Source organism: Pseudarthrobacter sp. TE3704, assembly GCF_056279405.1.
Genome location: NZ_JBWCCJ010000003.1, coordinates 606,527 through 628,328, shown reverse-complemented (window position 1 = coordinate 628,328; position 21,802 = coordinate 606,527). Strand labels below are relative to the sequence as shown.

Sequence of the window (21,802 nt, the reverse complement as noted above, 5' to 3'; positions counted from 1 at the left end):
CGGGCCCTGTCGACCGGGTCCGCTGCTCGATAAACTGCGCATGTGCCCGTATGGACGCGGAACTCGAAGGAGAGATGCCACATGAGCGAATACGACGCCTATGAGGAGCCCCGCCAGGGCAGCCCTGCCCCGGGCCTGGAAGGCGAAGGCGGGGACTACAGCGATACCGGCTCCGTGGAAAGCCCCACTGAGAACCTTGCGGACGGAGAATATCCGGACGGGGATTACGGACCTGCAGGTACAGTCGGCTCCGCCCGCCAGGAGGATGCCATCCGCGAGCGGCTCACGGACGGCCAGGTCAACACCACGGCCGACGAGCGCGGCCCCCTGCACGGCGACGGGAACGTCGAAAGGTAACCCCTGGTGCACTGACGCCCGCCGACAGCAGCCCGGCGGTGGTTCTCCCATAGCGAAACAGGAGAGCCGCCGTCGGCCCTTTTTATATGGCAAAACCGCGGCATTCCAAGGAATGCAAAGACTCTCCGCCCTCCTGCAAGAACAGAAGTTGAGCGTACTCCACTCAACTTTGGTTGACATCGGAAGCGCCCTGAGTAAAGTTGAGTGCAGAACGCTCAATATCAGGGCGCCAGCAAGTTTCCAAGGAAAGAAGGAAGCAACACATGTCACGTGCAGTAGGTATCGACCTCGGAACCACAAACTCCGTCGTCTCCGTTCTCGAAGGTGGCGAGCCCACCGTTATTGCCAACGCCGAGGGTGGCCGCACCACGCCGTCCGTCGTTGCATTCTCAAAGTCCGGCGAGGTCCTGGTCGGCGAAATCGCCAAGCGCCAGGCCGTCAACAACATCGACCGCACCATCGCCTCGGTCAAGCGCCACATGGGCACTGACTGGAAGGTGGACATCGACGGCAAGAAGTACACCCCGCAGGAAATCTCCGCGCGTACGCTCATGAAGCTGAAGAACGACGCCGAGTCCTACCTGGGCGAAAAGGTCACCGACGCTGTGATCACCGTTCCCGCGTACTTCAACGACGCCGAGCGCCAGGCCACCAAGGAAGCCGGCGAAATCGCAGGCCTGAACGTCCTGCGCATCGTCAACGAGCCCACCGCCGCAGCACTCGCCTACGGCCTGGACAAGGGCAAGGAAGACGAACTCATCCTGGTCTTCGACCTCGGCGGCGGCACCTTCGACGTCTCCCTGCTCGAAGTCGGCAAGGACGAGGACAACTTCTCCACCATCCAGGTCCGCGCCACCGCCGGTGACAACCGCCTGGGCGGCGACGACTGGGACAACCGCGTCGTTGAGTACCTGCTGAACCAGCTGAAGGTCAAGGGCATCGACCTCTCCAAGGACAAGATCGCCCTGCAGCGCCTCCGCGAAGCTGCCGAGCAGGCCAAGAAGGAACTGTCCTCCTCCACCAGCACCAACGTCTCCCTCCAGTACCTGTCCGTCACCCCCGACGGCCCGGTCCACCTGGACGAGCAGCTGACCCGCGCCAAGTTCCAGGACCTCACCAAGGACCTGCTGGAGCGCACCAAGAAGCCGTTCCACGACGTGATCAAGGAAGCCGGCATCAAGCTCTCCGACATCAACCACATCGTGCTCGTGGGTGGCTCCACCCGTATGCCCGCAGTCTCCGAGCTGGTCAAGGAACTCGCCGGCGGCAAGGAGCCCAACAAGGGTGTGAACCCGGATGAGGTTGTGGCCGTTGGCGCAGCCCTGCAGGCCGGCGTGCTGAAGGGTGAGCGCAAGGACGTCCTGCTGATCGACGTCACCCCGCTGTCCCTCGGTATTGAAACCAAGGGTGGCGTGATGACGCACCTGATCGAGCGCAACACCGCCATCCCCACCAAGCGGTCCGAGACCTTCACCACCGCTGACGACAACCAGCCGTCCGTGGCCATCCAGGTCTTCCAGGGCGAGCGTGAGTTCACCCGCGACAACAAGCCGCTGGGCACGTTCGAGCTGACCGGCATCGCGCCGGCTCCGCGCGGCGTCCCGCAGGTTGAGGTCACCTTCGACATCGACGCCAACGGCATCGTCCACGTCTCGGCGAAGGACAAGGGCACCGGCAAGGAACAGTCCATGACCATCACCGGCGGCACCGCGCTCTCCAAGGAAGACATCGACCGCATGGTCCGTGACGCCGAGGAGCACGCAGCCGAGGACAAGGCCCGCCGCGAGGCAACCGACACCCGCAACAGCGCCGAGCAGCTCGCCTACTCCGTGGACAAGCTGATCGCCGACAACGCAGACAAGCTGCCCGAAGAGGTCAAGACCGAGGTCCAGGGCGACGTCGACGACCTCAAGAAGGCCCTCGAAGGCACCGACGATGCCGCAGTGAAGTCCGCTTTCGAGAAGCTGCAGGCTTCGCAGGGCAAGCTGGGCGAAGCCATCTACGCCCAGGCCGGTTCGCCGGACGGCGCCACCGGTGCCGCAGGTGCCGAAGGTGCAGCCGGTTCCGAAGGTTCCAAGGCTGACGAGGACATCGTCGACGCCGAGATCATCGACGAAGACGAAGCGAAGAAGTAGCCATGCCGCACCACGGTAACGAGGAAGAGCACAACTCATCCACAAACCAGGAGCGCATGGGCCAGCAGGGCAACGGCCAGGAACCGGTCATCCGGGACAACCGCAAGGTTGACCCGGTGACCGGCCAGGCCCGGCACCCGGAGGGCGACCAGTCCGCCCCTGCGGCCGGGGAAACGGATTCCGACGGCGACGCGCTCGCCCAGGCCGAGGAGATCCTCAACGGCATCGACGTGCCGGCCGAGGAATCCGTGGCACAGGGGGTTCCGGCAGGGTCAGCCACGGCCGAGGCAGCGGAGCTGAAGAACGACCTCCTCCGCCTGCAGGCCGAGTACGTCAACTACCGCAAGCGCGTTGAACGCGACCGTGCCGTGGCAGGGGAGATGGCCGTCATCGGCGTCCTGAATTCCCTGCTTCCGGTCCTGGACGACGTCGACGCCGCCCGGCAGCACGGCGACCTCACCGACGGGCCCTTCGCCGCGATCGCCACGAAGCTGGAGAACGCGCTGAAGACCTACGGCCTGGTCCGCATCGATGAAACCGGCGTGGAGTTTGATCCCACGATCCACGAGGCACTGATCCAGCAGCCCGGCGACGACATCGAGGTTGACACCGTCAGCCAGGTGCTCCGCTCAGGCTACAAGTCAGGCGAACGCGTCCTCCGCGCAGCCCAGGTGATTGTCGCTGTACCTGCGTAGTACTACTTCGGTGGTTGAGCTTGTCGAAACCAGATTTCGGTAAGCTCAACCACCGACCCATAACTTTTGAAAGGAAACGCCATTGGCTAGCCAGGATTGGGTGGACAAGGACTTTTACAAGATCCTTGGTGTTGCCAAGGACGCTTCCGACGCCGATATCAAGAAGGCTTACCGGAAGCTGGCCCGCGAGCACCACCCTGATACCAACTCGGGGAACACTGCTTCCGAGAAGAAGTTCAAGGACATCTCCGAGGCCTATTCGGTGCTCTCGGATCCCGACGAGCGCCAGCAGTATGACGCCATCCGCGCCATGGGCGGCGGGGCACGCTTCGCTCCCGGCGGTGCCGGCGGCGGCAACGGCGGGTTCGAGGACATGTTCGGCGGCCTGTTCACCGGCAACACCGGCCGGCATGCGGGCGGGTTCAACCCCTCCGCCGGCGGCATCCCGCCCGAGTTCGCCGACCTGTTCGGCGGCGGCTTCGGCCAGACGGGCTTCCAGCGGGCGCCTTCCAAGGGCGCCGACCGCACCGCGTCCACGAGCATCTCGTTCTCAGGGGCCATCCGGGGCACCACCATCGGCCTGCGGGAACCCAGCGGCGAGGTCATTGACGTCCGTGTGCCCGCCGGCATCAAGGACGGCCAGAAGATCCGCGTCCGCGGCAAGGGCCAGCCTGGCCCGGCCGGCAACGGCGACCTGGTGGTCACCGTTGCCGTCAAGCCCCACGAGTTTTACACGCGCGACGGCGACAACCTCCGCATCCACGTCCCCGTCACCTTCCCGGAGGCTGCCCTGGGCGCCGACATCGAGGTGCCCACCATCGACGGCGAAAAGGTGCGGGTCCGTGTTCCGGCCGGCACGCCGTCGGGCCGTACCCTGCGGGTCAAGGGCAAAGGCGTGAAGACGTCCAAGGCCACCGGCGACCTGCTGGTGACCATCGACGTCGCCGTTCCCAAGAACCTTAATAAGGAAGCCGAAGCTGCGGTCAAGGCGTTTGCCGAAGCCACGGCCGGTGCCGACGTCCGAGAGGGCCTGGCCGCCAAGGCCCGGTTGTAGGAGCGGAGGTGTTGCGTGGAGATCAATGCTGACCAGCCAATCTTCGTGATTTCGGTGGCAGCTGAGCTTGCGGACATGCACCCCCAGACGCTCCGGCAGTACGACCGGCTGGGCATTGTCTCGCCCAGCCGTGCACCCGGAAAGTCCCGCCGCTACTCCCAGCGGGACGTCAACATGCTCCGGGAGGTGCAGCGGCTGTCGCAGGAAGGCGTCTCGCTGGAAGGGATCAAGCGCATCCTGGAACTCGAAAACCAGGTGGCGGCCCTGCAGCGGCGCGTCTCCGAACTCACGGAGGAACTCACGCGCCGGCCGCAGTCCTTCGATTCCCGCATCTTTGCAGCAGGCGCGGCCGGCGATGTGGTGAGCCTGGCCCGCGGCCAGCGTCCGCGGCCCCGCTCCCAGGCAGTGGTGCTCTGGCGGCCCCGGGCCATCGGGCAGTAATTGGGCACAGGGCAATAAGTACCTGATATCGGTCACGGGTCGAAAATAGAGTACCCACTACTCGTGACCCTTCCACCCCCGGAAACTTCAATGGAACCACCGCTGGATCAGCAGTGGTTCCAAGTTTCTGGGGGTTTTCCATGTGTGGTTCCAACAAGGCCCGGCCATGAGCCCGGGGATGGAGGCGGTGTCCGCGTTCAGCGGCTCGGTCCCCGGCCAGCTCCTGCTCGCCATTGGGCAAACGATCGTGGTGGTGTGCGTCTGCTTCGACATGGTGCGGGCGCTGTCCGTCCCGAGGTCGCACCGGCGCTATGTAGCCAGCACCGTTTTCCGGACCCTGGCCATCCCGTCCATCATCGCCAACGGCCTGACGGTCCTCATCGCACTGGTGGTGGCATCCTGGATCGATGTGGTCATGGGCATGTTCGTGCTCATGGCCATCATCTTCCGGCTGCACCACGACAAGGACGAGGACAACTGGTGGAAGGGCAAGGGCAAGAAGCTCGCCCGGTGGGCCCGGCGGCAGTTTGCCGGCCGGACCGCCGCCGCCCTGGCGATGGGGTAATCCCGTCGCCAGGGCAGCACGCCGGTATTTGGCTTAGCCGTTGATGACCTGGGGGATGCCGAGGGCTTTGAGGCCTTCGACGCCGAATTCGAGGCCGTAGCCGGATTGTTTGGCGCCGCCGAAGGGGATGCGGGGGTCCACAGCGCCGTGTTTGTTGATCCAGACGGTGCCAGCCTGGATGCGGCTCGCCACGTCGCGGGCCACAGCGGGGTTGGAGGACCAGACGGAGGCGCCCAGTCCGACGTCGAGTCCGTTAGCCTTTTCCACTGCTTCGTCGATGGTGCTGTAGCGGATGATCGGCAAAGCGGGGCCGAATTGTTCTTCGGCAACGAGGGGGTTGTTGTTGTCGATGTCCGCCACGAGGGTGGTGGGGTAGAAGTAGCCGGGCTGGCTGGTGTCCGGGGTGCCGCCCAGCAGCACGCGTGCACCGGAGTCCTTTGCCGCCTGCACGAGGTTGGCGACCACGTCGTACTGGGCCTTGTTCTGCAGGGGACCGAGGACGTTGTCCTCGTCCAGGCCGTGGCCCATGGGCATGGCCTTGGCCACGGCGGTGAGTTCTTCGCAGACGGCCTCGTAGATGTCTTCGTGGACGTAGAGGCGCTTCAGCGCTGCACACGTCTGGCCGGTGTTGATGAAGGCCCCCCAGAAGAGGTCTTCCGCGATGGCTTTGGGGTCGGCGTCTGGCAGGACGATGCCGGCGTCGTTTCCGCCCAGTTCCAGGGTGAGCCGTTTGACGGTGTCCGCGGAGGACTTAATGATGGCCTTTCCGGTGGCTGTGGAGCCGGTGAACATGATCTTGCCGATGGCGGGGTGCCCGGCGAGGCGGGCACCAACGTCGCGGTTGCCTGACACCACTGAGAGGATGCCTTCGGGGAGTTCCTCATTAAGGACCTTGACCAGGGCCAGGACGGACAGCGGGGTGTATTCGGAGGGTTTGACCACCACGGCGTTGCCCATCCGCAGGGCGGGGGCGATCTGCCAGACGGTGATCATCATGGGCCAGTTCCACGGGCCGATCGCCCCCACAACGCCGATGGGCTTGTGGTGAAGCTCCGCCCGGGTCTGGCCGTCATCCACAATGGTTTCGGGCTCCAGAGGGGTGTTGGCGGTGGCACGGAGCCAGGCAGCGCAGGCGCCCACTTCGAAGCGGGCGTTGGGGCCGTTCAGCGGTTTGCCCTGCTCGCGGGAGAGCAACTGGGCGAGTTCTTCGGCGGAGCGTTCGACGGCGTCGGCTGCTTTCAGGAGCGCGGCGGACCGGGCGCTGTGGCCCAACGCAGCCCATGCCGGCTGCGTCTTGACGGCGGTGGCGACGGCCTGCTCCAGGTATTCCAGGCTGTGGACCGGAGCCTCGCCCACGGCTTCGCCCGTTGCCGGGTCCAGGATGGTCCGGGTGGGGCCGTACGTGGGGGTGATGGACGCGAGGAGCGCATCGTAGGTTTCCAAGGTTTACTCCACTTCGAGTAGCAAGGGCGCCGGCCGGACGGCCCGGCGGGTTGCTTCCCAGTCTGGCCGAGCTTCCCGCGCGTCTCTTGTCTATGGGCGCAGGACAGTTGGCGTGGAGGGAACGTTCAGGCGCGTTGCTCAGCACCTGCGTCACGCAGGGCACCGTTTTGCGGGACGACCGATGGCGGGTCCCCGGTTTCCCGGGGGTCCTGCGATCGCGGTGGATCAAAAGCGTGCCGTGCGTGACGTCGATTTTTGCGTTGTCCGGGGTCAGCCGGCGTAGGGGTTGGCGATGCCGATGTATTGGGTGGTGGTGTATTCGGCGATGCCTTCTGATCCGCCTTCGCGGCCGAGGCCGGACTGTTTCACTCCTCCGAAGGGTGCTGCGGCGTTGGAGATGACGCCGGCATTGAACCCAACCATGCCGAACTCGATCTGCTCAGCTACGCGCAGGAGCTTGTTGAAGTCGCGGCTGTAGAGGTAGGACGCGAGCCCGTATTCGGAAGCGTTGGCGAGGCGGATGGCGTCCTCCTCGGTGGTGAAGGTGGTGACGGGGGCGACGGGTCCGAAGATTTCCTGGCCCAGGATCGCCGCGTTGTTGGGGACGTTGGCGAGGACAGTGGGCTGGTAGAAGTAGCCGGGCCCGTCCACGGGTGCCCCGCCGGTGACGGCCACTGCTCCGGCGTCGACGGCGGCGCTGACCAGGGCGTGGACGTCTTCGCGGGCGCCGGCGTCGATGAGCGGGCCTACTTGGGTGGCGGGGTCCGTTCCGCGGCCGGTGGCCAGGGCGCCCATCGCGGCGGCGAACTTCTGTGTGAACTCGGCGGCGACGGATTCGTGGACGAGGAAGCGGTTGGCGGCGGTGCAGGCTTCGCCCATGTTCCGCATCTTCGCCGCCATGGCCCCCTCGACGGCCTTGTCCAGGTCTGCGTCTTCGAAGACGATGAAGGGAGCGTTCCCGCCGAGCTCCATCGAGGTCCGGAGGACGTTCTGGGCGGCGTCGGCCATCAGGCGTTTGCCGACGGGGGTGGAGCCGGTGAAGGAGACTTTCCGCAGCCGTGAGTCTTTCAGCAGCGGCCCGGAGATCCCCGAGGCAGAAGAGGATGCGACGACGTTCAGGACTCCGGCGGGCAGGCCGGCGTCGAGCATGGTCTGCGCGAAGTACTGGGCTGTGAGGGGGGTGAGTTTGGCGGGTTTGAGGACCATGGTGCAGCCGGCTGCGGCGGCGGGGGCTACTTTGCGGGTGGCCATCGCGAGGGGAAAGTTCCAGGGCGTGATGAGCAGGCAGGGGCCAACGGGTTTGTGCTGGACCAGGATCTTGTTCTTGCCTTCGGGGGTGGTGAGGTAGCGGCCATAGTCGCGGACGGTTTCCTCGCTGAACCAGCGCAGGAACTCGGCGCCGTAGGTGACCTCGCCGCGGGCCTCGGCCAGCGGCTTGCCCATCTCCAGGGTCATCAGCAGGGCAAAGTCCTCGGCCCGTTCGGTCACCAGGTCAAAGGCCCGGCGCAGGATCTCGGCCCGCACCCGCGGCGCGGTCCGCGCCCATGACGCCTGGACGGCCTCGGCGGCGTCGAGCGCGGCGATGGCGTCTTCGCTCGTGGCGGAGGCGAGGGTGGCGAGGACCTCGCCGGTGGCGGGATCGTGCACATCAAACGTGCCGCCGTCGGACGCGCCGCGCCACTGCCCGCCAATCAAAAGGCCGGTTGGAACGGACGCAAGGAGTGCGGCTTCGCGCTCCCGTGAGATGGCAGGGGGCAGCGCAGAAGTAACTGTCATTGAAATAGTCCTTAAGAAGGGAGGATCAGTAGCTGGCGGGGGTGCCGCCGTCGGCCTTCTGGATGTACTGCTTGGCGAGGGCTTCGGAGCCTCTTGCCAGGAGGGCGACGTCGGCGCCGACCAGGATGAAGTCTGCGCCGTGGTCCAGGTAGTGGCGGGCCGTGTCCGGGTTGAAGGCATTCACACCGGCCGGCTTTCCGGCGGCTTTCGCGGCGGCGAGGCAGTGTTCGACGGCGGCGCGCACCTCAGGGTGTTCCTGCTGTCCCAGCAGGCCCATGGAGGCGGCGAGGTCGGAGGGCCCGACGAAGACGGCGTCTACGCCATCGACTTTCAGGATGTCCGCCACAGAGTCCACTGCCGCCGTCGACTCGATCTGAACGGTGACACTGATGGTCTCGCCGGCCCGGGCCAGGTAATCCGGCACCCGGTTCCAGCGGGCGGCGCGGGCCAAGGCTGACCCCACTCCGCGAACGCCCACCGGCGGGTAGCGGGTGGCCGCCACGGCGGCCTCGGCCTCGGCGACGGAGTTGACCATGGGGATGAGGAGGTTCTGCACGCCGAGGTCCAGGTACTGCTTGATCACCACCGTGTCATTCACCGGCGGGCGGACCAGTGTATGGACCGGGTAGCCGTTGATCGCCTGGAGCTGGGCGAGGACGGATTCGAGGCCGTTCGGGCTGTGCTCGGCGTCCACCAGGAGCCAATCCAGCCCGGACCCGGCGCAGAGTTCGGCGACCAGGGGGCTGCCTGAGCAGACCCACATCCCGGCCAGCGGCCGGCCTGCTGCACCTTTTTGCTTTTGCTCTGCGAGGGCGTCGCGGAAGGTGTCCTCTATTCGAAGCGGCATGTGACACTCCCCAGAGGTCCGTAGTCAGCGTGAACGGTGTCGCCCTTGTAAACCCAGAGCGGGCGGGTGAAGGAACCGGCGAGGATGATGTCACCGGCCTTCAGCGAATCGCCGTGGGCGGCAATCTTGTTGGCCAGCCAGTGCACTCCGTTAGCGGGGTGGTCCAGGACGCCGGCGGCGACGCCGGTCTCCTCCACCGTCTGGTTCTTATACAGGATGGCCGAAACCCACCGGAGGTCCACGGCGTCCGGCTTCACCGGGTTGCCGCCGATCACCATGGCGCCCATGGCTGCGTTGTCGGAGATGGTGTCCACGATGGTCCGGCCCTCCATCTCGATCCTGGAATCGAGGATTTCCAGGGCCGGAACCACGTAGTCGGTGGCTTTCAGGACGTCGAAGATGGTGACACCGGGGCCCTTGAGCCCGTCCTTGAGCACGAACGCCAGCTCCACCTCCACCCGCGGGTGCGTGTATTTGTCCCACTCCACCGAGCAGCCGGTCTCCAGCACCATGTCGTCAAAAATGGCGCCGTAGTCCGGCTCGGTGATGCCCGTGGCCGCCTGCATGGCCTTGGACGTCAGGCCGATCTTGCGCCCCACCAGGGTCCGGCCGGCTTCCTCGTTCCGGCGGCGCCACAACTGCTGGACGGCGTAGGAGTCCTCCACGGTCATGTCCGGGTACCGGGCAGTGAGCCGCGGTACGGGGGTGCGGGTGCGGCCGGCTTCCACCAGCTCGTCCGCGATGGCCTCGATCGTCCTGTCATCCAGCATGGCTACAGCTGCGCTCCCAGCTTGAAGCCGGTCCGGTCGTCTTCCGGGGCTCCGTCCTTGCGGGTGTAGGAGAAGCCGTCGGCGCCGACGGTGACGGCCATTTCGCTCTTTTCCTCACGGACGATGACCGGCTGGGGGTTGCCGTCCAGGTCCAGGACGAGGGAGGCTTCGGTGTACCAGGACGGGACCACGGGGTTGCCCCACCAGTCGCGGCGCTGGTTGTCGTGGACGTCCCAGGTGATGGTGGGGTTGTCGGGGTCGCCGGTGTAGTAGTCCTGGGTGTAGATCTCGATGCGGTGGCCGTCCGGATCCAGGATGTAGAGGTAGAACGCGTTGGACACGCCGTGCCGGCCTGGCCCGCGTTCGATCCGGTCGCTGATGCGCAGGGCACCCATCTTGTCGCAGATCTGGATGATGTTGTGCTTTTCGTGGGTAGCGAACGCGACGTGGTGCATGCGCGGTCCGTTGCCGCCGGTCAGGGCGGTGTCGTGGACGGTCTGCTTGCGGTGCATCCAGGCGGCGTAGGTGACGCCGTCGGAATCCTTGATGTCCTCCGAAACGCGGAAGCCCAAGTCCTCGAGGTAGGCGCGGCCGCGCGGGACGTCGGGGGTGACCTGGTTGAAGTGGTCCAGGCGGACCAGTTCGCCGGCGGAGTAGAGGTCGTAGCGCTGGGTGAGGCGTTCCACGTGCTCCACGTCGTAAAAGAACTCGTACGGGAAGCCCAGCGGGTCCTCGACGCGGACGGAGTCGCCGATGCCCTTGGTGAAGCCGTCCTTGCGGCGCTCCACCCGGCAGCCCAACTCGCGGTAGTAGGCCTCGGCGGCGTCCACCTCGGCGGGGGACTTCACCCGGTAGGCGAAGGCGGCGACGGCGGCGATGGGTCCCTTGCGGAGCACCAGGTTGTGGTGGATGAACTCCTCGAGGGAGCGCAGGTAGATGGCGTTCTCGTCTTCCTCGGTGACGTGCAGGCCCAGGACGTCAACGTAGAACTCGCGGGACTTGGCGAGGTCGGTGACCACGATTTCCATGTAGGCGCAGCGGACGATGTCCGGTGCCGGGACGGAAGGGGTGGGGACGAAGTTGGTCATGATGGTCTCTCTTCTTTGAGCAGGTTCTTCAGTATTAAGGGGTTTAGCCTTCGTTGGCGGCGGAGGTTTCGATGCTGCCGAACTTGGGGGTGTGGACGGTGCCGAGGGTGATGTGCACGGCCTGCTGGTCGGTGTAGAAGTCGATGGAGCGGTAGCCGCCCTCGTGGCCCAGGCCGGAGGCCTTCACGCCGCCGAACGGGGTGCGCAGGTCGCGGACATTGTGGCTGTTTAACCACACCATGCCGGCCTCGACGTTCTGCGAGAAGTTGTGGGCCCGGGTCAGGTTCTGGGTCCAGATGTAGGCGGCGAGGCCGTATTTGGTGTTGTTGGCCAGGGCGAGGGCCTCGTCGTCGTTCTCGAAGGGGGTGATGGCCACGACGGGTCCGAAGATTTCCTCCTGGAAGATCCGGGCGTCGGGGGCGACGTCGGCGAAGACCGTGGGTGCGATGTAGTTGCCTTCGGGCAGGTGGTCGGGGCGGCCGCCGCCGGCCAGGAGCCGGCCTTCGGACTTGCCGATTTCCACGTAGGAGGCCACTTTTTCGTAGTGCTCCGGGTGGACCAGGGCGCCCACCTGGGTCTTGGGATCGTGCGGGTCACCCACCACGATGTTCCTGGCGCGGGCGGCGTACTTTTCGCAGAACTCGTCGTAGATGGCGCGCTCGACGAGGATGCGGGAGCCTGCGGTGCAGCGTTCGCCGTTGAGGGAGAAGACCCCGAACAGCGCCGAATCGATCGCGGCGTCCAGGTCGGCATCGGCGAACACAACGCAGGGGGACTTGCCGCCGAGCTCCATGGACAGGCCCTTGAGGTTGGCTGCGGCGTTCCGGAAGATCGTCTGGCCGGTGGTGGTCTCGCCGGTGAACGAAATCAGGGGCACGTCCGGGTGCTTGACCAGGGCGTCGCCGGCTTCCTCGCCCAGGCCGTTGACCAGGTTGAACACGCCGTCCGGGAGCCCGGCATCCTTGAAGATGGTGGCCCACAGCGAGGCCGAGAGCGGGGTGAACTCGGCGGGCTTGAGGACCACGGTGTTGCCGGTGGCCAGGGCCGGGGCGAGCTTCCAGGACTCAAGCATGAACGGGGTGTTCCACGGCGTGATCAGGCCGGCGACGCCGATCGGCTTGCGGTTCACGTAGTTGATCTGCGAGCCGGGGACCTTCATGGCGTCGTCGAACTGGGCCACGATCAGGTCCGCGAAGAAGCGGAAGTTCTCGGCAGCACGCAGGGCTTGGCCCTTGGCCTGGGTGATCGGCAGGCCGGTGTCGAACGTTTCGAGCTCGGCGAGCCGGGCTTCCTGGGCCTCGACCGCGTCTGCGATCCTGTTCAGGATGCGGGCGCGTTCGCGGGGCTTCATCTTCGGCCAGGGGCCGTTCACGAACGCTTCGCGGGCGGCGGCAACGGCGAGGTCGATGTCCTCTTTCTGGCCGGCGGCGGCGGTGGCGTAGTTCCGGTTGGAGACCGGGTCCAGCACATCGAAGGTCTTGCCGCCCACGGAGTCAACGAACTGGCCGTTGATGTAGTGCTGGATGTGGGTGGGCAGATCCTGGGGCACGTAATGGGCGGTTGTTTCTGCTGCAGTGAACGTCATTGTTGTTTCCTTACTGCTTCTGAACGGGTGGGGAGTGTCAGATGGTTTTGGCCTGGGCGAGGTAGGCGTCCAGGGTGGCGGAGCGGTGGAGCCGGGCGGCTTTCTCGATGTTGTCGGCATCGGCGCCGGATTCGATCAGCTTCAGGAGTGCTTCGTGTTCGTCCACGGAATCGCGGGCGCGGCCGGGGACGAAACGGAAGGTGGAGGACCGCAGTGCTGCAAGCCGGTTCCAGCCGCGGTGGACGAGGTCCAGGATGTGCGGGTTGGGGCAGTGCTCAAACAGGACGCTGTGGAATTCCTGGTTGAGCTGGGTGAAGCGGACGGGATCAAAGTGGTCCAGGCATTCGCGCATCTGCTCGTTCACGGCTCGGGCCCTGGCTATGGCCACAGCATCGACCAGGGGAGCGGACAATGCGGTGGCGGCGCCTTCCACGATGCTGAGGGTCTGCATCGTGTAGAGGTATTCGGTGGGGTCGATCCCGGCCACCGTGGCACCCACGTTGCGTTCGAACGTCACCAGGCCTTCAGCCTCCAGCCGGCGGATGGCTTCGCGGACCGGAACCACGCTGAACCCGAGGTCCTTGGCGATGGCGCCCAGGACCAGCCGGTAGCCGGGGGTGTAGGTGCCCTCCACAATACGTGCCTTGACGGCCTGGTAGGCCTGTTCGGACTTGCTGCCGGCAGGGGCCGCAGCGGAAAACTCAGCCAAAGTTTCAGTCATTCGCCGTGCCTGCCTTCCATTCCTCGTACCGGGCCTGCCACTCGGCGTTCATCGGGTAGAGGCCGTCCACGCTGTTGCCCTGCTTGACCATCTCGAAAATGAACGCTTCTTCCTGCTCCTGGGCGATGCAGTCGTCCACGAGTTCTTCGGCGATGGCCGGCGGGATCACCAGGATGCCGTCGGAGTCGGCCACAATGATGTCGCCGGGCTGGACAGTGGCACCGCCGCAGGCGATGGTGATGTCTGTGTCCCACGGGATGTGGCGGCGGCCCAGCACGGCCGGGTGCGGGTTGGCGAAGTAGGTGGGCATGTCCAGGCCTGCCACGGCGGTGAAGTCGCGGACGCCGCCGTCGGTGATAATCGCGGCGGCGCCGCGGACCTGGGCGCGCAGGGCCAGGATGTCGCCCACGGTGCCGGTGCCCTTTTCGCCGCGGGCCTCCATGACCAGGATTTCGCCCTCGTTCACGGAATCGATGGCTTTCTTTTGGGCATTGAACCCGCCGCCGTGGGTCTTGAAGAGGTCCTCACGGTTGGGAACGTACCGCAGGGTACGGGCCAGTCCCACCACCCGGCGGTCCGGCCGGGTGGCCTGCAGGCCGTCGATGCTCACGTTGTTAAGGCCGCGCTTGCGCATCTGGGAGGACAGGGTGGCCGTGGCCACGCTCTCCAGCTTGGCCTTCAGCTCAGGGGTGAGGGTGCTGGCAGGGGCAGGAAGGCCGGCAGCCTCGCGTGAGCCCCACGCCTCCTCACGCTGCACGTCATCAACCTTCGGTCCGGCACCAAAGTCAGCGAACGGCGTCGTGCCTTCCTCCACCCGGGTGACCAGGCGGCCCGTGGTGAGGCCGCCGGCGGCCACTTCCACTTCGAGGACGTCACCGGGTTTGGCGACGGAGGCGCCGGCGGGGGTGCCGGTGAGGATGATGTCCCCCTCTTCGAGCGTCAGGAGCTGGGACAGGTCCGCCACCAGCCGGGCGAACGGGAAGAGCAGGTCCTCCGTGGTGTCGTCCTGCACCAGCTGGCCGTTGTGCCAGGTGCGGATGCGCAGTTGGGCGGGGTCGACGGCGTCTGCCGGGATAAGTGCCGGGCCTACGGGCGTGAAGCCGTCGCCGCCCTTGGACCGGAGGTTGGAACCCTTGTCCGCCCAGCGCAGGTCGTAGACGCCAAGGTCATTACTGGCGGTGACGGCGGCAACGTGGCTCCAGGCGTCATCGATGCCTACCCGGCGTGCGGCCTTGCCGATGATGAGGGCAATCTCGCCCTCATAGCCCAGCAGTTCGCAGCCCGCGAAGCGTTCGACGGCGTTCCCCGTCAGGGAGAGCGACGACGACGGCTTGAGGAAGTAGGAGGGCTGCGCCGGGGTGCGTCCCCGCTGGGCAGCCCGGCTTGGGTAGTTGATGTGCACCGCGATCACCTTGCGTGCCGCAGCCAGGGTGTCGCCGTTGACCTGCTCCAAAACTGTCTCCCTTATCAGGTACGAAATCGTATACGATTACCTTCGCTCGATACCGGGCGTTTGTCAACCCCTGCATTTCAGCCTTTTTCGGCGCTCTTGTCGTCTGCGTCACAGGTGGCGTACAGTGATGCTCCAACAGCAGGTTTTCTCATATGGAAACCCCAGTTCTATTATCGAACACCTCTTGGCTTCCCAGCCACACAACGAAGTGAGGACATCCCGTGCAGTTTCACCATCACGGTTACGTATCCGGAGACCCGCGGGTAAAGCCGGCCGCCGGCGTCGGACTCAACCGCCCCGATGAACTTCCGGACGAGGTCGACGTGCTGATCGTCGGCACAGGTCCTGCAGGAATGCTTGCCGCCGCGCAGCTGTCCGTGTTCCCGAATGTCACCACGCGGATTATTGAACGCCGTCCTGGACGGCTCGCGATCGGCCAGGCCGACGGTATCCAGGCGCGCAGCGTCGAGACGTTCCAGGCCTTCGGTTTCGCCGAACGCATCATTGCGGAGGCATACAGGATCACCGAGATGGCGTTCTGGAAGCCGGACCCCGCCAACCGCTCGAACATCATCCGGACGGCCCGCGCCGTGGATGACGAGATGGGCATCAGCGAATTCCCGCACCTCATCGTCAACCAGGCCCGCGTTCTGGACTACTTCGCCGAGTTTGCAGCCAACTCGCCCAGCCGCCTGAAGCCTGACTACGGCTACGAGTTCCAGGGCCTGGAGGTTACGGAGCAGGGCGAGTACCCCGTGGCCGTGACGCTGCTCCACACCGCGGGCCCGAACGAAGGCCGGGAGCGCGTTGTCCGCGCCAAGTACGTGGTGGGGGCCGACGGCGCCCGGAGCAAAGTGCGTGCGGCAATTGGCTGCACCCTCGCCGGCGACCAGGCCAACCACGCCTGGGGTGTGATGGACACCCTCGCTGTCACCGACTTCCCCGATATCCGCACCAAATGCGCCATCCAGGGAGAAAAAGGCAGCATCCTGCTGATCCCGCGTGAAGGCGGCCACCTGTTCCGCATGTATGTGGACCTTGGCGAGGTGGACCCGGCCACGCACCACGCCGTGCGCAACACCAGCATCGAACAGATCATCGACAAAGCCAACGAGATCCTCCACCCCTACACCCTGGACGTGCGGAACGTGGCGTGGCACAGCGTCTACGAGGTGGGGCACCGGCTCACAGACAGGTTCGACGACGTCCTGCCGGAGGACCGCGGCACCCACACGCCGCGCGTCTTCATTACCGGCGACGCCTGCCACACCCACAGCGCAAAAGCCGGCCAGGGCATGAACGTGTCCATGCAGGACGGCTTCAACATCGCCTGGAAACTGGGGCACGTCCTCGAAGGCCGCAGCCCGGAGAGCCTGCTGTCCACCTACTCGGCGGAGCGCCAGGTGGTGGCCAAGAACCTGATCGACTTCGACAAGGAATGGTCCACCATGATGGCCAAGAAGCCCGAGGAGTTCGAAAACCCCTCGGACCTCGAGGACTTCTACGTGCGCACTGCCGAATTCCCGGCCGGCTTCATGACCGAATACGCGCCGTCCATGCTGGTGGCACCCGCCAAGCACCAGGACCTTGCCACCGGCTTCCCGGTGGGCAAGCGCTTCAAGTCCGCGCCCGTGGTCCGCGTCGGTGATACCAACCCGCTCCACCTCGGCCACCACGCCACAGCCGACGGCCGCTGGCGCATCTACGTCTTCGCCGACGCAGCGCCGGCAGGCGGGCACTCAGGTGTGGCGGACTTTGCCGAGTGGATCGCCAACTCGCCGGACTCGCCGCTGGCCGCAACGCCGTCGGGCGCTGACCCCGACGCGTGGTTCGACGTGAAGGTGATCTACCAGCAGCCCCACACGGCCGTGGACATCGGACAGGTTCCCGCCGCTTTCAAGCCGCAGGTGGGCCCGTTCAAACTGACCGACTACGAGAAGGTGTACGCCACCGATCCGTCCTCGGACATCTTTGAGCTGCGAGGCCTGGACCGCAACGGCGTGGTAGTGGTTGTCCGCCCGGACCAGTACGTGGCCAACGTCCTGCCCCTGACCGCGACGGCCGAACTCGGCGCGTTCTTCGGACCGCTCCTGAAAACGCCGCTGGCGAAGCCGCGTCAGGCCGCCGCTGTCTGAGCCGTCCGGTACTCCGCGGCTGCGTACACGCCGAGGATCCGCACCTCGGTGGTGAAGAAGTCCAGTTCCTCGAGGGCCAGCTTCAGCGGCAGGTCCTCGGGGTGGCCTTCGACGTCCGCCATGAACATGGTGGCAGCGAATTCGTTGCCCACCATGTAGCTTTCCAGCCGCGTCATGTTCACGCCGTTGGTCGCGAAGCCGCCCAGCGCCTTGTAAAGGGCGGAGGGGACGTTGCGGACGCGGAACACAAAGCTGGTGACTGCCGGTCCGGGAAGTTCGTCCCGGGCCGGCAGTTCCTTTTCGCGGGCCAGGACCACAAAGCGGGTGGTGTTGGAGGGGTCGTCCTCAACCCGTGAAGCAAGCACTTCCAGGCCGTAGATCTGGGCAGCCAGCGGGGGAGCGAGGGAGAGTTTCCGGGGATCGTTCCATTCGCTCACTTCGCGGGCCGAGCCTGCGGTGTCACCGGCAATGACCGGTTTGAGCCCATGCTCGCGGATCAGCTTCCGGCACTGGCCCAAAGCGTGGATGTGGCTGTGGACCTCTGTGGCGTCCTCGATGGTGCTGCCGGGGATGCCCAGCAGGTCGAAGTGGATGGGCAGGAAGAACTCGCCCACGATCTGCAGGTTGGACTGTGGCAGCAGGATGTGGATGTCCGCCACGCGGCCCGCAATCGAGTTCTCGATGGGGATCATGGCCAGGTCCGCCTCGCCGCTGGCCACCAGTTCGAAGGCGTCCTCAAAGCTGGCGCACGGGACGCTTTCCAGCTCGGGGAACATCTGCTTGCACGCGATATTGGAGTTGGCGCCGGGCTCACCCTGGTACGCAATCTTCTGGGCCATGATCCGTATGGTTTCACGCCGCCTGCCTACGGACCCAACTGGGTAGCGCTAAGTGTCGTTATGGGCGGTCAAAACGACACTTGGCGCTACCCAGTTGGGGAGGGTGCGTCACACCGGGGTGACGCGAAGCCAGACGTATTGCCGGGGGAGGAGCATGACGCCTTCGTCCAGGTGCAGGCTGGCCTCGGAGAGAAGGTCGACGGCGGCGGGCAGGAACCCTGCGAAGGTTTCCGCCGGCAGGAACTGGGGAACGTCGCTGAAGTTCGCGAGTGCCAGGATCCGTGTCTCGCCGCCGGCGGCCGCGCTCGCGGGGCGTTGGTACGCCAGGACGCCCTGGTTGTGGGTGTCGAAATCGAGAAGCGTGGTTCCGGCGAGTTCAGGGGCGGCCCCGCGGACCTCGATCATCCGCTGCAGGCCGGCGTAGACGGCGCCTTCCGGCGTGGAGGGGTCGTTGCGGCGGGTGTACTGCGCGGCCGGGTAGTGAGGCCGGTGGACCCAGCGGCTGTCATCCCCGTGGCCGGGCTCATCGGCGTAACCGTAATCGTTGACCTGTCCCACTTCGTCGCCCAGGTACAGGAGCGGGATACCGCCGGTACTGAAGGCAACCGCGTGGGCCAGGAGGATCCGTTCCACCGCTTCGGCCGGGTTGACCTCCATGCCGCACAGAGACGCCGTCGTGCCTGAAATACGGCAGTCTCCGGTGCGCGGGTTGTCCTGGAAGGGGACGCCGCGGGCAAAGCTGCCCGGGAAGCGGTTGACGTAAAAGGAGTTGAGGAAGCGGCGGTGGTCGAAGCCGTTGATGCCCAGTTCCGCGGCGTCCTCGTCCGCGAAGGTCCAGCCGATGTCGTCATGGCTTCGGACGTAGTTGACCCAGGACGTCCCCTCGGGGATGTTGTGCCGGCGCTTCAGTGCCTGGGCCAGGAGCGAGACGTCCCGGGTGGCCAGCGACTCCCAGATGAGCGCCATCTGCAGGGGGTTGTAGGAGATCTGGCATTCGGCGGGGTCGATGTAGAGGGCCACCTCGTCCGGGTGCACGATGGCCTCCGACTTGAACAGCAGCGACGGAGCCGCCAACCGGCACACAGCGTTGAAAGCCCTGAGCAGGGTGTGGGCCTCAGGGAGGTTTTCGCAGGGCGTGCCCAGCTGTTTCCAGATGAAGGCCACGGCGTCCATGCGCAGGATGTCCACGCCCTGGTTGGCCAGGAACAGCATTTCACCTGCCATGGCACGGAAGACATCGGGGTTGGAGTAGTTCAGGTCCCATTGGTACGTGTGGAAGGTTGCCCAGACCCACCGGCCGTCCTCCATCCGGATGAAGGATCCGGAATGGTTTTCCGGGAAGATCTCCCGGACATTCTGCTCGAAGGCGTCCGGCATGGTGCGGTCCGGGAAGATCCAGTAGTAGTCGCTGTACTCAGGATCACCCGCAGCCGCCTTCCGGGCCCACTCGTGCTCGTCCGAGGTGTGGTTGAAGATGAAGTCAACCACCAGGCTGATCCCGTGGCTCCGCAGTTCGGCCGCCAGTGAGCGGAGCTGCTCCATGGTGCCCAGCTTCGGGTTGACCTCACGGTAGCTGGATACCGCGTAACCGCCGTCGGAGTGCGGCTCGGGCGCAAGGAACAGCGGCATAAGGTGCAGGTAGGTGAGGCCGAGCTCCTTGAAGTACGGGATGCGTGCCTGCACTCCCTCCAGGCTCTCTGCATAGCGGTCCACGTAGCAGACGCCGCCCAGCATGGTGTTGGACTGGAACCAGCCGCTGTTGCCTTCACGCTCGGCGTCCAGTTCCTTGAGCTGAGCCGGGCGCTCCTGCCAGGACCGGGCGCTCTGGACCACCAAGGCTGCCAGCTGTTCATGCCAGTCAGGCCGGGAACCGTACAGGGAGCCAAACAGTTCCGTCAGCTGTGGGAGATGCCGGTCCAGCCTCCGGTCAAAGACCGGGTCCGGGCGGAGCCCGGCCGTCCGTTCGCGGGACAGCGCCGGGAGGACATGCTGCCGGGATATTTCGTCCGCACTAACGGATTCCTGCATGCCCACTGCCCTTTCCCACTCCCGCCGGCGGTTCCGGCAGCACCTGTAGGGAAGTATTCCACGCCACACTTCCCCGCTGCCGCGTCCTGGACCAGGACGCGGCAGCGGTCGCGGGAGGTTTCACCAGCTACGCCTGGAGCCAGGCAGTGGCTGCTCCGGGCAGGGAACCTGCCGTGAGCGGCGAACTGGAGACCAGGACCTCGCCGTCAGGCAGTCCGAAGGCTTCCGTCCCGAAGTTGGTGACGGAGATCCAGCCGTTGGGGCGCCGGAAGGCCAGGACGTCAGCCCTCCCGGTTTCCAGCCATTCCAGCACTTCGGCGGTTTGCAGCTGTGACCGCAGGGCCAATGCCCGGCGGTAGAGGGACAGGGTTGAGTCCTCCTGCGGCTCCTGGGCTTCCACTGAGTGGCCGGCGTACCATTCCGGCTGCGGCAGGTGCGCGCCGCCGGTCCCGAAACCGAACGAGGTGCCCGAGGCTGTCCATGGCAACGGGACGCGGCAGCCGTCCCGGCCGATTTCCACGCCTTTGTTGCGGAAGAAGGCCGGGTCCTGGCGCTGGGAGTCGGGGATTTCGCTGCCCACTTCCTGCAGGCCCAGTTCCTCGCCCTGGTACAGGTATGCAGAGCCCGGAAGGGCGAACATCAGCAAGGATGCGGCGCGGGCGCGGCGCAGGCCGAGTTCGGCGTCGACGTCTTCCTGCTTGCCGCCGGCGAGCAGCCAGTGCTTGCCGGCCTCGCCGGCCATGATCCCGCCCTCGGCCGAGGGCCCTGACACGGGGAGCCCGTAGCGGGTGGCGTGCCGGACGACGTCGTGGTTGGAAAACACCCACGTGGAGGAAGCGCCGGAAGCCTCGGCCTCAGCGAGGTTCTTGGTGATGATCTTCCGGAACTGGGCGCCGTCGAAGTCTGCTTGCAGCAGGTCGAAGTTGAAGGCCTGGCCCAGCCCCTCCGGGCTGGCATAACGGGCACGGCGGTCCGCGTGCACCCAGGCTTCGGCAACGGCGGTGCGCGGCGGGTTGTATTCGTTGAAGACCTTGCGCCACTCGGCGTAGATCCCGTGGACTTCGTCACGGTCCCAGTACGGATGTGATCCGGCAAGGTAAAGCGCCTCGCCCTGGGCTTCAAGGTCTGCCTTGCTGGGGAGGGACTCTTCGAGGTTCTTGGTCAGGGCATGGGCCACGTCGATGCGGAAGCCGTCCACGCCCCGATCGGACCAGAAGCGCAGGGTGGTCAGGAAGTCGTCGCGGACCTCGGGGTTGTCCCAGTTGAAGTCCGGCTGTTCCTTGGCGAAGATGTGCATATACCACTGCCCCGGTGTCCCGTCAGGTTCCGTAATGCGCTCCCATGCGGGACCGCCGAACACGGAGTCCCAGTCCGACGGCGGCAGGTCGCCGTTGTCGCCCAGCCCGTCGCGGAAGATGTAGCGGTCGCGGGCCGGGGACCCCTTGGGCGAGGCGAGGGCTTCCTGGAACCACTCGTGGCGGTTCGAGGAGTGGTTGGGGACGATGTCCACAATCAGCTTCATGCCGGCGGCGTGCAGGGCGGATGCCATGCGGTTGAAGTCCTCAAGGGTGCCGAGCCGGGGGTCAACGTCACGGTAGTCATCCACGTCATACCCGCCGTCAGCGAGGGCTGAGGGGTAGAAGGGGCTCAGCCAGACCGCGTCGATTCCCAGATCCTTCAGATACGGGACTTTGGCGGTGATGCCGTTGATGTCGCCGATGCCGTCACCGTTGGAGTCAGAGAAGCTGCGGGGGTAGATCTGGTAGACGGAGGCCTGGCGCCACCAGTTGGGGTCTGCCATGGTTTTGGGTTCGGTGCTGGTTGCCGTGGTGGCGATGGAGGGCAAGACTGGGTCCTTTGCGTTTTTCCT

The 21,802-nt window shown here is 65.8% G+C and carries 18 protein-coding genes; 7 read left to right on the top strand and 11 right to left on the bottom strand.

Features of this window, described 5'->3' with window-relative positions:
• The first annotated feature begins 81 nt into the window (after positions 1-81).
• The 6 genes from ACZ9BC_RS10665 to ACZ9BC_RS10640 all read left to right on the top strand — a co-directional run bounded on the left by ACZ9BC_RS10665 (position 82) and on the right by ACZ9BC_RS10640 (position 5,247).
• Positions 82-357: a hypothetical protein gene (locus tag ACZ9BC_RS10665; RefSeq protein WP_476245900.1), complete on the top strand. Its 276-nt coding sequence runs from the start codon at positions 82-84 to the stop codon at positions 355-357.
• 263 nt (positions 358-620) lie between these two features.
• Positions 621-2,492 carry a molecular chaperone DnaK gene (gene dnaK / locus ACZ9BC_RS10660; RefSeq protein WP_079595350.1) on the top strand — a complete coding sequence of 624 codons (1,872 nt, stop codon included), beginning with the start codon at positions 621-623 and terminating at the stop codon, positions 2,490-2,492.
• A 2-nt stretch (positions 2,493-2,494) separates the two neighbouring features.
• On the top strand, positions 2,495-3,187 hold the full coding sequence (locus ACZ9BC_RS10655) for a nucleotide exchange factor GrpE (protein ID WP_476245899.1): 693 nt from the start codon (positions 2,495-2,497) through the stop codon (positions 3,185-3,187).
• An 82-nt stretch (positions 3,188-3,269) separates the two neighbouring features.
• A complete protein-coding gene (locus tag ACZ9BC_RS10650) occupies positions 3,270-4,241 on the top strand; it encodes a DnaJ C-terminal domain-containing protein (protein ID WP_476245898.1) in 972 nt (323 codons plus the stop codon).
• 15 nt (positions 4,242-4,256) lie between these two features.
• The gene (locus tag ACZ9BC_RS10645; RefSeq protein WP_079595347.1) at positions 4,257-4,682 is read left to right on the top strand and encodes a heat shock protein transcriptional repressor HspR; all 426 of its coding nucleotides are present in this window, start codon (positions 4,257-4,259) and stop codon (positions 4,680-4,682) included.
• A gap of 178 nt (positions 4,683-4,860) precedes the next feature.
• A complete protein-coding gene (locus ACZ9BC_RS10640) occupies positions 4,861-5,247 on the top strand; it encodes a hypothetical protein (protein ID WP_476245995.1) in 387 nt (128 codons plus the stop codon).
• Positions 5,248-5,280: 33 nt separating this feature from the next.
• Here the strand turns inward: ACZ9BC_RS10640 and ACZ9BC_RS10635 are convergent, their stop codons facing one another.
• From ACZ9BC_RS10635 to ACZ9BC_RS10600, 8 genes are all read right to left on the bottom strand, one after another.
• Entirely contained in the window at positions 5,281-6,690 is a 1,410-nt protein-coding gene (locus tag ACZ9BC_RS10635; RefSeq protein ID WP_476245897.1) for an aldehyde dehydrogenase family protein, read from the bottom strand.
• Between the two features lie 270 nt (positions 6,691-6,960).
• Complete coding sequence (locus ACZ9BC_RS10630; RefSeq protein ID WP_476245896.1) at positions 6,961-8,466, bottom strand: NAD-dependent succinate-semialdehyde dehydrogenase; 1,506 nt, start codon at positions 8,464-8,466, stop codon at positions 6,961-6,963.
• Positions 8,467-8,491: 25 nt separating this feature from the next.
• On the bottom strand, positions 8,492-9,313 hold the full coding sequence (locus ACZ9BC_RS10625; protein ID WP_476245895.1) for an HpcH/HpaI aldolase family protein: 822 nt from the start codon (positions 9,311-9,313) through the stop codon (positions 8,492-8,494).
• Positions 9,298-10,083: a 2-oxo-hept-4-ene-1,7-dioate hydratase gene (hpaH, locus tag ACZ9BC_RS10620; RefSeq protein WP_476245894.1), complete on the bottom strand. Its 786-nt coding sequence runs from the start codon at positions 10,081-10,083 to the stop codon at positions 9,298-9,300. The genes ACZ9BC_RS10625 and hpaH overlap by 16 nt, the downstream gene beginning before the upstream one ends.
• 2 nt (positions 10,084-10,085) lie before the next feature.
• The gene (hpaD, locus tag ACZ9BC_RS10615; protein ID WP_476245893.1) at positions 10,086-11,171 is read right to left on the bottom strand and encodes a 3,4-dihydroxyphenylacetate 2,3-dioxygenase; all 1,086 of its coding nucleotides are present in this window, start codon (positions 11,169-11,171) and stop codon (positions 10,086-10,088) included.
• Positions 11,172-11,214: 43 nt separating this feature from the next.
• On the bottom strand, positions 11,215-12,756 hold the full coding sequence (hpaE, locus tag ACZ9BC_RS10610; RefSeq protein WP_079595332.1) for a 5-carboxymethyl-2-hydroxymuconate semialdehyde dehydrogenase: 1,542 nt from the start codon (positions 12,754-12,756) through the stop codon (positions 11,215-11,217).
• Between the two features lie 37 nt (positions 12,757-12,793).
• Entirely contained in the window at positions 12,794-13,477 is a 684-nt protein-coding gene (locus ACZ9BC_RS10605; protein WP_476245892.1) for a GntR family transcriptional regulator, read from the bottom strand.
• Complete coding sequence (locus ACZ9BC_RS10600; RefSeq protein WP_476245891.1) at positions 13,470-14,930, bottom strand: fumarylacetoacetate hydrolase family protein; 1,461 nt, start codon at positions 14,928-14,930, stop codon at positions 13,470-13,472. Before ACZ9BC_RS10600 ends, ACZ9BC_RS10605 begins: the two co-directional genes overlap by 8 nt.
• 221 nt (positions 14,931-15,151) lie before the next feature.
• On the opposite strand from ACZ9BC_RS10600, the gene ACZ9BC_RS10595 reads away from it, so the two are divergent.
• Positions 15,152-17,065: an FAD-binding monooxygenase gene (locus ACZ9BC_RS10595; protein ID WP_476245890.1), complete on the top strand. Its 1,914-nt coding sequence runs from the start codon at positions 15,152-15,154 to the stop codon at positions 17,063-17,065.
• Here the strand turns inward: ACZ9BC_RS10595 and ACZ9BC_RS10590 are convergent.
• From ACZ9BC_RS10590 to ACZ9BC_RS10580, 3 genes are all read right to left on the bottom strand, one after another.
• Positions 17,047-17,904, bottom strand: coding sequence for a prephenate dehydratase (locus ACZ9BC_RS10590; RefSeq protein ID WP_115523591.1), 858 nt, complete (start codon positions 17,902-17,904; stop codon positions 17,047-17,049). The two genes, ACZ9BC_RS10595 and ACZ9BC_RS10590, sit on opposite strands and share 19 nt — an antisense overlap.
• A gap of 108 nt (positions 17,905-18,012) precedes the next feature.
• Positions 18,013-19,932: an amylosucrase gene (locus ACZ9BC_RS10585; RefSeq protein WP_476245889.1), complete on the bottom strand. Its 1,920-nt coding sequence runs from the start codon at positions 19,930-19,932 to the stop codon at positions 18,013-18,015.
• Positions 19,933-20,059: 127 nt separating this feature from the next.
• Positions 20,060-21,778: a glycoside hydrolase family 13 protein gene (locus tag ACZ9BC_RS10580; protein ID WP_476245888.1), complete on the bottom strand. Its 1,719-nt coding sequence runs from the start codon at positions 21,776-21,778 to the stop codon at positions 20,060-20,062.
• Positions 21,779-21,802: the final 24 nt, after the last annotated feature.